This is a genomic window from Ruegeria sp. F12, from assembly GCF_056533885.1.
Genome location: NZ_JBQFOV010000004.1, coordinates 148,441 through 162,869 on the forward strand (window position 1 = coordinate 148,441; position 14,429 = coordinate 162,869).

Annotated in this window: 8 protein-coding genes; 5 read left to right on the forward strand and 3 right to left on the reverse strand. The window is 55.6% G+C overall.

The genetic code is table 11. The features are described 5' to 3' along the window. Positions 1 to 4: 4 nt before the first annotated feature. A complete protein-coding gene (locus ACR0CA_RS07400) occupies positions 5 to 1,948 on the reverse strand; it encodes a dockerin type I domain-containing protein (RefSeq protein ID WP_480898015.1) in 1,944 nt (647 codons plus the stop codon). Positions 1,949 to 2,266: 318 nt separating this feature from the next. Here ACR0CA_RS07400 and ACR0CA_RS07405 point away from each other — a divergent pair, with 318 nt between their 5' ends. Genes ACR0CA_RS07405 through ACR0CA_RS07425 form a run of 5 tightly spaced genes read left to right on the forward strand, consistent with a single transcriptional unit; the run spans position 2,267 to position 11,732 of the window. Beyond that, positions 2,267 to 6,088, forward strand: coding sequence for a beta strand repeat-containing protein (locus ACR0CA_RS07405; protein WP_480898017.1), 3,822 nt, complete (start codon positions 2,267 to 2,269; stop codon positions 6,086 to 6,088). Between the two features lie 58 nt (positions 6,089 to 6,146). Continuing rightward, the gene (locus ACR0CA_RS07410) at positions 6,147 to 6,956 is read left to right on the forward strand and encodes a SapC family protein (protein ID WP_480898018.1); all 810 of its coding nucleotides are present in this window, start codon (positions 6,147 to 6,149) and stop codon (positions 6,954 to 6,956) included. Further along, positions 6,957 to 8,294, forward strand: coding sequence for a TolC family protein (locus tag ACR0CA_RS07415; protein WP_480898020.1), 1,338 nt, complete (start codon positions 6,957 to 6,959; stop codon positions 8,292 to 8,294). Further along, complete coding sequence (locus ACR0CA_RS07420) at positions 8,291 to 10,438, forward strand: type I secretion system permease/ATPase (protein ID WP_480898022.1); 2,148 nt, start codon at positions 8,291 to 8,293, stop codon at positions 10,436 to 10,438. Before ACR0CA_RS07415 ends, ACR0CA_RS07420 begins: the two co-directional genes overlap by 4 nt. Before the next feature lie 52 nt (positions 10,439 to 10,490). After that, complete coding sequence (locus ACR0CA_RS07425) at positions 10,491 to 11,732, forward strand: HlyD family type I secretion periplasmic adaptor subunit (protein WP_480898024.1); 1,242 nt, start codon at positions 10,491 to 10,493, stop codon at positions 11,730 to 11,732. A 72-nt stretch (positions 11,733 to 11,804) separates the two neighbouring features. Here the strand turns inward: ACR0CA_RS07425 and ACR0CA_RS07430 are convergent, their stop codons facing one another. Both ACR0CA_RS07430 and ACR0CA_RS07435 read right to left on the reverse strand, forming a co-directional pair. Beyond that, complete coding sequence (locus ACR0CA_RS07430; RefSeq protein WP_170785802.1) at positions 11,805 to 12,506, reverse strand: response regulator transcription factor; 702 nt, start codon at positions 12,504 to 12,506, stop codon at positions 11,805 to 11,807. Then, entirely contained in the window at positions 12,506 to 14,371 is a 1,866-nt protein-coding gene (locus ACR0CA_RS07435; RefSeq protein WP_480503722.1) for a PAS-domain containing protein, read from the reverse strand. The genes ACR0CA_RS07430 and ACR0CA_RS07435 overlap by 1 nt, the downstream gene beginning before the upstream one ends. Between the last annotated feature and the right edge of the window lie 58 nt (positions 14,372 to 14,429).

The window sequence follows — 14,429 nt, forward strand, 5'->3', positions numbered from 1 at the left end:
GCGGCTAGGCCTGTTCAATATTGCCAAGCAGGATAGTGGTCATATCTGCGGTGATCACGTTGTCTACGGCAACGATATCGACCCCTGTTTCGTAGGACACATTGTTCGGCGTGATGCCGCTGAGATCCGCATCATCGTCCAAGAACACCCATTCCGGCGAATGTGGGGTAGATTGCCCAACAGAAACTTGCAAAATCGCCAGCGCGTCCAACGCATTTACAGTGCCGTCTTGCGTGATGTCGGCCGCAATCAGATTCTCGGCCGAGGCCGGTCCCCATGTTGGTTCAAGCCCGACGGAAATACGCAAAACCTGAAGCGCGTCTAGAGCATTGATATCGGCACTTGCCGTTGAATAGCCCTTGATCACGTCAAACTCTCCCGAGAACGTCCCAGGAGGGAGGTCAAAGTCGAACACACCATTCTCGTCCGCGCGCACGGTCAAAATGCCCCCGCCTTCGAGCGCTAACTGGATTTCTGCATTCGCCAAAGCCGGATTCTGCGTTTGGGAATCGATCGAGATATCGCCCAGAACACCATCCGAGCTACCGGGGTCCAGGCCCCCCAAAGTCCCCAGGTCCACGGGTATATGATCGGGGCCACCAAAGCCCGCGCCGAATACCTGTTGCTCGGACAATGGACCTCCCGCAGCGGATATGAGTTCGACCGTAGTGTCCAGAAACTCTATCCAGGCCCCCTGACCTGTAGCCGTGAATGTAAGTTGATCCGGCGTGCGCAGCAGTGGGAAATCGAACATGTCCAGACGGTCTGTACCCGCCTCAAAATCAGTAATGATCACAGGGGCGCTGCCATGCTGCATGACGAAAATATCCGCTCCGGCCCCACCGGTCATCTCCGTGGCTCCGGCACCGGCGATCAGGATGTCATCTCCCGCCCCACCCGACAAATTCGTGTCGAGAATACCTCCGTTAAGCATGTCGTTTTGATTTGTGCCAGTGATCGTGCCAAACCCTTCCTGCACGATCCCCAGATCAGAGAGGTCGACTGTCAATTGCGTCAGACCACCATCCTGTTGTGAGGAGGCAAATATTTGCAGCTCATCCCCGACATGAGCCGTGATCACCGTCTCAACATTCTGTAGTCCGGTGTCCAACGTGTCGGCAAAACTGTCCAGGTAAACCAGTTGCCCGCCCGGTGTCATCGTGAAAAGTGTGACCCCGTCATCGCCTCCCCCAGCCACTAAGAACACATGGCCGTCCACCTCGATGACGGACATGTCCTGAAGGGTTTCGAACCGCGTGTGCAACGAATCCAACACGTGGTCCGTGGGTACAAGCGAACCAGAGGCGTCCAGCTTCATCAAGCTGATGGAATTGCTCTGCGCCCCGGCGACGACGACCCATGACTGACCGTACGCTTGCACCACGTCAACCGCAGTAGGCACTGCAATGCCCAGTTGGTTCAGCGCATCGCTGTTATCAACTTCTGACAGTCCCCCCGTGGCGGAATCCACTGTGTAAATCGCGATGGAATCCGTCTCTGCATCACAGGCCACCACGACATTCTCACTGCCAAATTGAATGACCTCCATCGAGTCGGCGCGACCGGCGATGGATCCCGACACCGTCAGACTTCCGTCCGGATTCACTAAATAGGTCGAGATTTGACCCGTATCTTCATGGGCCAAGGCCAGCACTCCACCCGTCTCAACCGAGTATTGCACAAGCGCGGAAACATCTCCGCCCCCGATCAGACTGTCGGTGGTCTGTAACGTTCCGACAGTTCCATCTGGATTAAGTGTGTATCCTACCAATCCCGTGGCCAAATCGACATCCAGAATCAGTTGGTCACTACCGGCAAGCGTCACGAGCTCGGCACTATTGCCTATTTGTTGGGAAATCGTCCCGCTGTAATATTGAATGTCTTGCTGTTGCGGAACAATGCCTTCTGGCAGCTTCCAAACCGTGATGCCGCCTCCAGGGCCCGTCACGCTGTATAGAAACGTGTCCCCGTTAAACGTTTTTAAAGCCGTATCGCTGATACCTGAATCGAGCGCTACGCTTCCCGTTGCAACCACACCTTCGAACTGAAGCATCATGTCAAATCACCCCGTGCCACACTTGGCTTCAATGACAGGATGATCTGATGCCCGGTCCAAAACCAAAGCACAAATGTGGTGAAAACGCGAAGTTCGGCATCAGTTTAACTCAATTTTTTCTGGTCCGATCCCATGAGTCACTGGAGGGCAAGACAGATGAACAAGAGCTGTACCCCTTGGGCGGACGCGGACACCACATGTGAGGGTAAGATGACCAAAGACCACGATTCCAATCGCCACGCGAACAACCCCGTGACCGGGGTCGAGGACAAAGCGCAGATTCGTCGTTGGCTTGATGACAAAATGCGCCGCTGGGCAGGTCGGGGTCTTGCAGGTGGGTTGGGCTCAACGCTGATGGCGCTGCCTGCTCTGGGGCAAGCCACGATCGAAGAGCTTTACGCCTTTCAATTCGCCGAAACCATCCCAGGTGTCAGATCGGTCAAACTGCTGAAAGATGGCGATGTCCTGGTTAAATTGGCGAACGGGAAATCGATGATCGTGGCGTCAGAGAACATCCAGATTCTCGATAGTGGTGCAATCATGATCGCGGAAGATATCGTGGCTGAGATTGCGCAGTTCAGCCTGGCCGCAGAAGCGGGCGGCGCGGCTGCCGCAAGTGGCATCAGTGGGGTTGGCGCTGCCGCACTAGGTGGACTTGGTTTGGCCGGGGCGGCCGCTGCTGCAGGCGGCGGGGGCGGAGGCGGGGGCGATGATCCCGCTCCGGCACCAACATATCCCCACCTGAATTTGGCAGGAGCCCAATCCAACGCGCTGAGCAGCACCGCACTAAATTCGGTCACGCCCGATGGGACAACAGATATCGAAGTGTCGATCGGATCCGTTTCCGTGTCGGTGGTGCCCGAACCAGACGGAAGCTGGAACGTTGCACTGACACCCGACCAAGCGGCAAACCTTCCCCAAGGTGTCAACACCGTTACGATCCGTCATCTTGACGGCGACGGGAACGAACTGGCGGTCGAAAACGTGACCTTCAATGTCGATACAATTGCTCCGACGCTGGCAATAACCGATTTCTCGCACGGCGCGGTTGTGAACGCCATTGAGCAAGGAAACGACCTTACCGTATCCGGAACTTCGGACGCTGAAAACGGGCAAACCATCACGGTGTCCGTCAACGGACAAGTCTATTCAGCCACGGTGAACGCAGGCCAATGGACAGCGACAATACCAGCGGCAGACCTGTTAGCTTTGCCAGATGGAACAACTATTTCGGTAACAGCAGATGTGACAGACGCTGCGGGCAACCCTGCGCCACAGGCAACAGGCAGCTTTGAAACGGATTTCACCGCGCCCACGTTGACCCTCAATCCGGTAGCTGGCGGATCCATCGACCTGATTGACGTAGGGAGTGACCTTAATATTACCGGGACGACCACGGCTGCCGATGGCGAAATAGTCTCGCTTGACTTCAATGGGCAGGTCTACACGGGCACCGCATCCGGAGGAAACTGGACTGTCACAATCCCCGCCGCGGACCTAAGCGGACTGTCGACCGGCACACCTGTCGCAATTGGCGTTTCAGTAGCAGACGCGGCTGGCAACATTTCTACCTTGGTCAACGCATCTATTCCGGTCGACTTGACCGGGCCATCGATCTCGATCGCAACCCTCCCCGTTGGCGACGCACTGAACACGGCGGAAGTGACATCAGACCTGACAATTTCCGGGACGACGGCAAATGTTCAGGATGGTCAAACCGTAACCGTCACACTGGACGGCCAGACCTATACAGGTACGGTCACAAGTGGAGTATGGAACGTTACTATCCCTGCATCCGATCTCGGCGCATTGACCGATGGCGGAACATTTTCCATCACAGCAGATGTGTCTGACACGGATGGATTGATAGCACCGCAAGCCAGCACGGCCATCGTCAAGGACGTCACCGCGCCGACCCTTAGCATCGACAGTTTTTCGGCTGGCGCTGTCATGAATGCATCGGAGAGGGGTACGGATCTGACAATCACTGGCACCACCAACGCCGAAGACGGGCAAACGGTCACCGTCAATCTCGGAGGCCAATCCTACACCGCTACGGTATCTGGCGGCGCATGGACAGCAACTGCTTCTGCGAGTGACGTAGCCGCCCTAGCGGACGGCGCAACCATCGCCGTCACCGCTGATGTTTCCGACGAGGCCGGAAACCCAGCTGTACGAGCCACAAGCAGCTTTGACACCGACTTTTCCGCACCCTCAATCAACGTGACTTCACTTTCGGACGGGCCTGTTCTGAACTTCGCAGAACTTAGTACCAACCTCGTGGTTTCCGGCACCTCCGATGCGGGCGACGGAGCTGTCGTTTCCGTCCAAATTGTCCGGGGGGATGGCACCGTAGACGTCGCAGGGACCGCCACTGTGAATTCGGGAAGCTGGTCGTTTACCGCGCCACCTTCTGACCTGACTGAATTACAAGACACGGAATCCTACACCGTATCCGCCTCTGTTTCCGACACGGCAGGCAATACCGCATCCGACATCAGCACTTTCGATACCGATTTTTCAGCGCCTGTCATAGCGATTGACCCATTAGCTGTCGGATCTACGCTGGACATCGCGGAAAGGGGCTCGGACCTGACGGTATCCGGCACCACGACCGCTGAGGATGGGCAAACTGTTACGGTCTCTCTGAACGGTCAGGACTATGTCGCCACGGTTGCTTCGGGAAGTTGGAGCGCGACCATCCCTTCTGGAGATCTCGGCAGCCTGGCAGACACAACAGCCTTCACCATAAGCGCAAATGTCGCTGATTTGGCAGGCAATCCGGCGACACCGGCGACGGCAGCGATAACGACGGATTTCCGCCCGATACTATCCTTGAATTCCACGGGTACCAACGGAGCGGTCTTGCTCGCAGACGCGCAGAGTACGGGACTCACAGTCTCTGGAAGTTCGATAGGTCTTACAGCAGGACAGACTGTTAGTGTAACCCTGAACGGAACACCTGTGGGGACAGCCTCGGTTGGCGCAGACGGGACATGGTCTTTGCCGGTCTCTTCAAGCGACTTTGCTGGTCTAAACGCTGGTGACGACCTCACTTTTCAAGTTCAGGCAACAGTTACGGGTGGGCCGGATCCCGCACCTACAACGGATACAACAACCGCGTATTTACCCGCCGCATACACAATCTCGGAAGTCAGCAACGATGGTTCTTCAGTGATATTCCAAATTCACGCCGACCCGAAACGCGATATCTCGGGCGGGTTGGCCGTCACAGCAGAAATCGGATTTGATCCGGCCGTTGTCACAATCAACCCTACCTCCATTTCCGAGAACAGTGATTTCGGGCTTTTCCTGACCAATCCAGTCGGAGCATCAGCTGTCAACATCGCGGGTGTCGCAACGACCTATTCGGACCTGTCACAACCCGTTGTGACATTTACCGCGGCTGTCGTTGATCCTTCCAAACCAATCATTCTGACCATAGACACGCCCGACGGTGGTCCTTCGGTCTACCAATTGGGCAGTGGAGGAGACGATACGCTCACCGCAAACGCCGTCGACAATTTCCTGCAAGGTTTCGGAGGAAACGACACCATAGACGTATCGAACGCAGGGCGGGATGTCGTGGTCTTCGAAGCTACGCCAGCAGCCAACGGCGTGGACACCATTACGGGCTTTACGCTCGGCGCAAAGGCTGAGGTCACAGATGCGATTATGTTCAATGGGTTCGACAGTACCACACTGCGGGGAGACGGAACTAATTTCGAAACCCTGGAACTGGGAGACGCCGTTGGCACAAATACTGGTTTCGTGGGTCTTACGACCGTTTTGGTAGATTTGAGCGCAGGCACAATTGAAAACGCTGTCGAGAGTTTGAGCGATCTGCAAGCGGGTGACGAAATCTATGTCATGGCGACAGATGGCGATGACAGCGTGTTGGTCCATGTCGAATACAGCGCACCAAATGCAGCATCGGTTGAAACAGTTGCAGAATTCACAGGGCTGGACGACCTAAGCGGTTTGTCCCCCGACAATATCCTGCACACCGACCCAACTGGCGCATCCGCCTGATCCAACGACACCGCCGAATTTGAAAATCGGCGGTGTCTTATATCCGCATGAGGTGAATATGGCACAGAACGGTCAGTTTCCACTGACGTTTTCGAGGTACCAAGGAAAATACTGGAAACGTTTTACCTCTTTTCGCTTTGCGCAAAACCTCACGGAATGTCCGATCGTCGAGAAAGAGATTCGTCAGGTTGCGGCGGCTTTTCCGATCGTGTTTCGGCGCGCGGGCACTGAAATTCACCCCTTTGCTTTGCTGAGTCTAAGCGGCGCCCGCACCCCTTTCGTCTCAGATGATGGGCGATGGTTGGCAGGCTATGTTCCATCCGATTTGCGCTGTCCTCCTTTTCGCTGGCGCACCAGTCAAGATCCAGCCAAGCAGGACTTGAACGCAGAGGGGCTTTTGGTCGACGAGTCACTGGGGTTTGTAGGTCAGGAAGGAGAACCCTTCTTCAATGCCAGCGGTGATCTAACGCCTGAACTGCGCCAGGTCTTTGGCTTCTTAAAAATGCGGGCTCAAAACGAACAGAAAACCGCAGCGATTTGCAAAAAATTGGATACGTTTGACTTGCTGCAATCCGCCGGAATGCACGAAGGAGTCGAATTTCCCGAAGGTATTCTTATCGTAGATTCTGGAAAGCTGGCAGCCCTGACCGACAAAGACAAACTGGCGCTGATCAATGATGGAACGCTGCGGCTGGTTCACGCCCATCAAGTGTCGTTGTCTCATTGCGCTTGGCTGGCAAGCGCCGAGCGAAATCTGACAACTTGTCAAGTCCAAACCTCGTACACCGAAAATTCAGATCTATCGGGTTTCCTCGGCGCAATGGCCCTCGCCCAATGGAACGAAATTCAACAAAACGGTAGTTATTAAATGCGGCTATCCCCTAGAAGACTGGTCCTTTACTTCATCCTCTCAGGCTGGCTTACCGCTTGCGCTTTCGGACCGAATTTATCGTATGTCGACTCGTCTCTTTCCGCTGGTGCAGTCGGTCGCGGGGCCACTGCTCCTTCACTGACCCTGCTTCGAACGTCTTTTGGGCAACGCGTTAAGCAGGCGGTCGAGAACAACCCGAGCCTTGCGGAAAGTGAAAGCCGCTATAAAAGAGCTACCGCAACCGAAGAAGCGGCACGTGGAGCTTTTCTTCCCCACGTAAATCTCGGTCTCAGCGCTCGATCGCAACGGTCCGATTCCGACCTTGCGAATTTCACGCCGTACGTTCGTATTTCCCAACTCGTCTATGATGGCGGGGTCGCCTCCAGTGAGCTAATCGCAGCAAAAGCACGCGTCCTTGAAAGCAGGGGAGACCAACTGCAAACAGGATCCGCAATAGCTATTGCAGCAATCGAAGCGTACGTTTCGGTTCTCAGCCGTCGTGAGATTTTCGACATTTCAGTTCGAAACGTCCAAGTTCACGAAGATATCCTGCACCAGATCACTGAAAGGTCCTCACTTGGTGCCGGATCTACGGCGGATGTCATGGCGGCGCGATCTCGAATGGCGGATGCGCAGACACGCCTCGCAGATGCACGCGCCAGAATCGACCGTGCCGAAGCGCAATTCCACGACATCTTCGGTCAACAGGCCGGGGATCTATCGAAGCCGGCAAAGGCGCCGAAGCTGACGCGAACAGACACGGAAATTGTAGTGAACAGCCCTCAGGTCAGACGAGCAGACGCGGCCTTATTGGCCGCTAAGGCAGATTTGACAGCGGCTTTGGCACGCCGTCGTCCGGGCGTTGAATTGGCTGCCTTTGCAGACCGCGACGATGACGATGATACAGATTTCGGAATTGACCTGTCCGTGAACTATGAGCTGGATAGCACCGGCCAGCGCCGCGCTTCGATTTCTGCCGCTGAAGCCAGAGTAAGCGAAGCCGAATTCGCGCGCGAGACGCTGATACGAGATATCCGGCGCGAGCTTGACTTTATTCGCTCTGACCAGCAAGCCGGCGCCAAGCGACTGCAAGCTGCCAAGATCGCCGCGAAGGCAAACGAAGACAGCGTGGAGGCAGCGCGGGCGCAATTCACCATAGGTCGGCGTAGTCTCATCGAAATTCTCGACGCCCAACGTGACTATGTAAACGCTCAGGAAAGGCTGATCCTGGCAGATCAGAATTTCTTTTTGACGAACTATGCTGCGCTCAGTTTGACAGGTGACATTTTGGACCTGCTCGGCCTTGAGGTCGTGACCCAGGGGGCAAGACAATGACACAACAACAAATTCTGATTGGGCCGTCCAAAACGTCTGGGCTTGAAACGTGTTTTTTGCATGTTGCAGCTCATCTCGATCGTCCACTTACAAGCGCTGCATTGAATGCCGCACTAACCGGAGACGGCGGTGGGCTGACCATTCACGACCTGCTCGAGGTGGCTCAGAATGCTGGGTTGCAAGCCGGTTATGGGCGTTGGGCGCTCGGGGATTTGGACAGTAGTTTTACGCCCGCAATTTTACTTCTGACAGATCAACACGCCGTCGTCTTTCACGGTTTTTCGGAAAACGGCGATCTCCTGATTTTTGACCCAAAGATGGGAAACGAAATAACCGAGATCGAAGGGGCTAAGTTGGCAACGATCTACACTGGCTACGCGATATTGTTTCGGCGCGTGCACAACGAAGATCACAACAGGACATTCAGACCCGAGACCGGTCATTGGTTTTGGTCGGCCATTGGTTCAAACCGCTGGTCCTACGCGCAAGTTGCGCTTGCGGCTGCGGTGGCAAATTTGCTCGGGCTTTCCACATCTGTCTTTATCATGGTGGTCTATGATCGAGTGCTACCCAATGAAGCAACTGAATCGTTGATCGCATTGACCCTTGGTGTCGGTCTAGCACTGGTATTCGACTTCTTCCTGAAACTGTTGCGCGCCGGGTTTATCGACCGAGCAGGTCAAAAATCGGACAGGATGATGGGACGACGCATTTTCGACCACCTTCTCAACATTCAGATGAAATCCAGAACCGGACCGACGGGCGCTATGGCCAGCACAGTTCGCGAGTTTGAAACGCTGCGCGAGTTTTTCACCTCGGCAACCTTGGTTGCTGTCGTTGATCTGCCTTTTGTCGCTTTGTTCGTATTCGCCATCCACCTTGTTGGTGGCCCTCTTGCCATAATACCAGCCATGGCAGTGCCAATCGTGTTGCTTTCGGGGCTGGCCGTGCAACCGTTTTTGTCCCGGTTGGCCGAACAAAGCTTTTCCGGAGGGCAATCCAAACAATCCGTTTTGGTCGAAACGGTTTCGGGACTTGAAACCATCAAAACGACGGCCGCTGCCAATCAGATGCGTTGCCGTTGGGAAGGTGCGGTCGAACGGCAGGCATCACACAGTGTAAAAAGTCGAGCTATTACTCAATTGGCTCTGAACCTGACAGGGTTCACTCAGCAAGCAGCCCAGGTCTTGATCGTGTTCTATGGTGTCTTTCTGATCACCGAAGGGGCGACCAGTATGGGTGCCCTTGTCGCCTCGGTCATGTTGACCGGTCGGGCTCTCGCCCCTTTGGGGCAGCTCGCGCAAACGTTGACACGCGCAAATCAGGCGCGCAGCGCGTACCGCAATCTGAACGCGCTGATGGAAGCAGAAAGCGAGCGTCCCCAAGGGAGGACATGGATCACCCGTGGCACTATTGAAGGACGTATCGCATTTAAGAACGTCTCGTTTTCTTACCCTGGTCAAACCCGTGACACCCTCAGCGATGTGTCCTTCGAAATTGAAGCTGGCGAAAAAGTCGCAATTCTAGGCCCCATCGGGTCGGGCAAAAGCACTATCTCGCGGCTATTGCTGGGTCTCTACCAGCCCCGCGCAGGGTCAGTGATGCTAGATGGTGTAGACATCCGACAAATTGATCCAGGCGACCTGCGGCGCAACATTGGTTCAGTGCTTCAGGACATATGGCTGTTTTCGGGAACGATCCGTGAGAACATTGCCAGTGGCACGATCAGGCCGCAAGATCAGGACCTAATTGACGCAGGGCAAGTTGCCGGAGTGGAAGATTTCATCGCCGACCATCCTGGCGGTTATGACCAGCCTCTTGCCGAACGTGGCGAGGGATTGTCCGGCGGGCAACGCCAAGCCATTGCCTTGGCACGGGCTTTGATTGGCCGTCCTCCGGTACTTTTACTGGACGAACCCACGAGCGCGATGGATGTGAAAACCGAGGCTGAGGTCATAAAGCGCCTGCATAGCGCTACCAAACGCGACACGATGATTATCGTGACCCATCGCACCAGCCTTCTGGCGCTTGTTGACCGGATTATCGTGATCGAAAACGGACAGGTTGCCGCAGATGGGCCAAAATCGATTTTGACACGGCAGCCACGCCCCAATGGGAGGCATCTGAATGTCGCAGCATCCTGACTTTGCATCATTGGCCAATGAAATAAGGGGGCAATCTCCTTGGCGCGGTTCTGTGTTGTTGTTTGCAATTCTGGCTTGCCTGCTGACAGTAGGGTTCTGGGCGTATTTTACTGAGTTGGACGACGTCACACGCGTGGACGGGCGCATCGTTCCATCAGCCAATGTTCAACTCATCGACGCCACAGAATCCGGCGTATTGCGATCGCTGCACGTCAAAGAAGGCCAAATCGTGGATGAGGGCACATTGTTGATGGAGTTCGACACCACGCAAATAGACAGCCAACTCAACCAGGAACAACAAAGGGCTTTTGGCTTGATGGCCAGAGTCCACCGGTTGCAGGCGGAAATAAACGAAACCGAATTGCGATTTGCGCCAAGGCTGGTCGAAGGCGCGCCGGAAGTCGTCAGATCGGAAGCGGCCCTATTTGACGCCCGGCAATCCGAGTTGAGATCTGAGATCGCGATCCTGGAGCGACAACGACAACAACGTCACCGGGAATACGAGGAAAGCTTGGTTGATCAGGTAACTGCCGACGAAACCTTGCAAATCCTGGCAGAGGAACGCGCCATCATGACACCATTGGTCGAACAGCGCATGGAACCCGCGACGACACTGCTGACGTTGCGACGAAATGAGGCCGAATGGGAGGGGCGGCTTACACGGGCTGTTGCGATCACGCATCGCTTGAAAACCGGGCTGGATGAAATTGACGATCGGATTTTAGCAGCGCAAAGCCGGTTTCGAAGCGCAGCATTGACCGATTTGGCGATCACCACGGCAGAACTTGCGACCCTACAACCTCTTTTACCGGCCCTTAAGGATCGTGCCGAACGTGCCCAAGTCAAATCCCCAATGCGCGGCGTGGTTAATCGGATCTACCGTACTACGATCGGAGGGCTGGCCAGAAGCGGAGAAGAGTTGATCGAGATTATCCCTCTCGACGATCGCTTGCTGGTCGAAGCCTATGTAAAACCGGAAGATATCGCCTTTCTGCGCGCAGGGCAGCCGGTCAAAGTAAAGATTACGGCCTACGACTTTGCCCGTTATGGTGCATTGGATGGCCAGATCACGCGGATTGGAGCCAACACCATCACCCGGTCCGAGCGAAATGACGAAGAGGTTTTTGTCGTCGAAATTCAGACCAAACACTCGATTTTGGATGCCAACGGTGTAGAAGTGGAAATCATCCCAGGCATGATCGCAGAAGTGGATATTTTGTCGGGCAAGAAAACCGTGCTGGACTACGTTTTGCGTCCCGTCGTCAAAGTCAAAGACCAAGCGTTTCGCGAATAGTCCCGTCTGAAAGCCTCTGCATCTCATGTACAAACTGGGCAGCGGGGTCTCGACGACTATGAGACCGTCCGATCAGGCCCACTCGACATCCCCCAGAAAAATATATCCTGCGCCATAAATCGTCTTGATCAGACGAGGGTTTTTAGGGTCTTCACCCAGCTTCGTCCGCAGCCGAGATATGCGTACATCCATGGCCCTGTCAAAACTGTCACCGGCTCCCCCACCCAGCGCCTCTTGCATCTGAGCGCGGCTGATCAAGCGTTTAGGACTTTCAAGAAATAGTCGTAGAACTTCGCCTTCCGCATGGCTGAACGAAGTTTCCGCACCATCCTCGTTCTCAAGGATGTAGCGATCGAAATAAGCCGACCAGCCGTTAAAGCGGGCCGTATCCGACTGCACGGCCTGTACCCGCGGCGATCGCAATCGGGCGCGGATACGCGCAACAACTTCGGCAGGATCAAAGGGTTTGGTGATATAGTCATCGGCCCCCAATTCAAGCCCTGTGACGCGGTCCTGAACTTGCGCTCGGCCGGAAATGATGATGACTGCCGCGCCTTGCTCCAACGCCAACCGGTGCACCAGCGCCAAGCCGTCCGTGTCGGGCAGAGACAGATCCACAAGGCAGACATCGGGTGTGGCGCGTTTTAGCGACGCCTCGAATTCGCGGGCTCGGGCGAAGCTTTGAGTCCGGAACCCGGCATCTTCCAGGGCATCGGTCAGGATGCGGCGGATTTCAGGTTCGTCATCGACGATGGTGACCAATGGCTGTGTCATCAAGCAACCTCGGATCGGAGAAGGGCGGAAAGTTGTGCCCGCGTAAAGGGTTTGCGCAGAACAGGGGCGCGCGTCAGAGCTTCGCGGTGCAACGGGTCGGAATATGGCAGGGATGTCATCAGGATTGTTGGTAAACGTGACCGCATCCGTGTCAGCAAGTCCAAACCGGTTGCATCCCCTTCAAGCCGAATATCTGACAAAACCAACGCGATGTCGTTCAGGTCACTGGTCAAAGCCAGCGCTTCATCGGCAGAGGTGGCTTCGATTACAGTGAACCCCAGATCAATCAGCATATCGCGAAAGTTCTGGCGCAAGGCATCGCTATCTTCGACCAACAAGACCAACCCTTCCTGCACCGGCGGCGCGGGACGATAGGGCAGCCGCAGAACGACGGATGCACCGGACGGCGTGTTGCGCAGGCTCAGATCGCCGCCTGCCAGTTTCACCGTGTCATAGACCATTGGCAGCCCCAGGCCCGATCCTTTGTCGCCCTTGGTGGTAAAGAACGGGTTCAGCGCCTTGTCCAGCGCCTCGGGCGAGAAACCGGGGCCTGTATCGGACACCGCAATTTCGATCCAGATCGTCCCGATCGTATGTGCGCTGATCGTCACCTGCCCCGAGCCGCCACAGGCATCGCGCGCATTCAGAACCAGGTTCAACAATGCGTCCTGCACCATGCCCGGATCCAGCATCAGCGCCTCATCGGGCAAAGTATTCACCACCGAAAGACCCACGCCGCGTGGCAGGGAGGGTGAGGCAAGGATACGCAAATCCTCTAATAAACCTCGCATATCGGTTGCCTTGGGCTGCGGAGTTCTGCTGCCGGTCATGTCAGCGATCCGGTTTAGAAGCTGGCCGCCCCGGCGCGCCGTCTGTTGCGTAGCAGCCACAAGTTCTCGGGCGCTTTCGGGCAGATCCATCTTTTGCAACCGCGACTGTATGCCCAGAATGATCGTCAACAGGTTCGAGAAATCATGCGCCAGCCCGCTGGTCATCTGCGCGGCCATCGCCCGACGACGTGTTTGTTGCAGCGCGACTCTGGCCTGCGTTTCTTCGGTTATGTCCACCGACATGACATAGACGCCTCCTTCGCCATCTGGCGTGAACGAGACCCGAATGCGACGAGAATCCTGATCCTCGTTAAACTCAAAAACCGAAGGTTCTCCGCCATAGGCATTTTGCAAATGCGCTTCGACCCGGAGATATGTGGCCGATCCCAACGCTTGCGAAATATGCATCCCAAGTATATCGGACGGCCGGCCGGGCAGTACGGTGCTCAGACGGCGGTTCGAGTAGTCATAGCGTCCCTCAGAATCCAGATGCGCGATATGGGCTGGCATCATTTCTGTCGTCATCCGGGTACGGGCTTCGATCTCGGTCAACTGTCGCTTGGCTTCCTCTAGCGCCGAGATCGTCGCAGCCAGTTTCCGGTTTGTTGCTGTCAATTCTTCGGCCCGGTCCAGAAGTTGTTCGGACAATTCCTCGGATCGGGCACGCAACAGGGCCTCAGCCTGTTTGGTGTTGGTTATGTCGGTATAAACGGCGACCCAGCCACCTTTAGGAAGCGGTGCCCCCTCGACCGAGATCACCTGCCCATTGGCCCGCACGCGTTCCATATAATGGGGTTCGAAAGCAAGTGCCTGTTGGACACGCTGTTCAACGATTGTATCGACATCGGCTACGTCGCCATATTCGCCAAGTTCGGCAAGATATCGGATCGTGTCATGAAAGAACGCGCCGGGCTGGACCAAGCGATCCGGCAAATCGAACATTTCCTGAAACGGACGATTACTGACGACCATCCGCAACTGGCTGTCATAGATCGACAGCCCCTGACCAATCAGGTTTAGGCCTGCGGTCGTCATGGCCTTTATGTTCTTGTCAGTTAAGTCCAAACCCGTCCTCCCCGACATATGCGTAGCA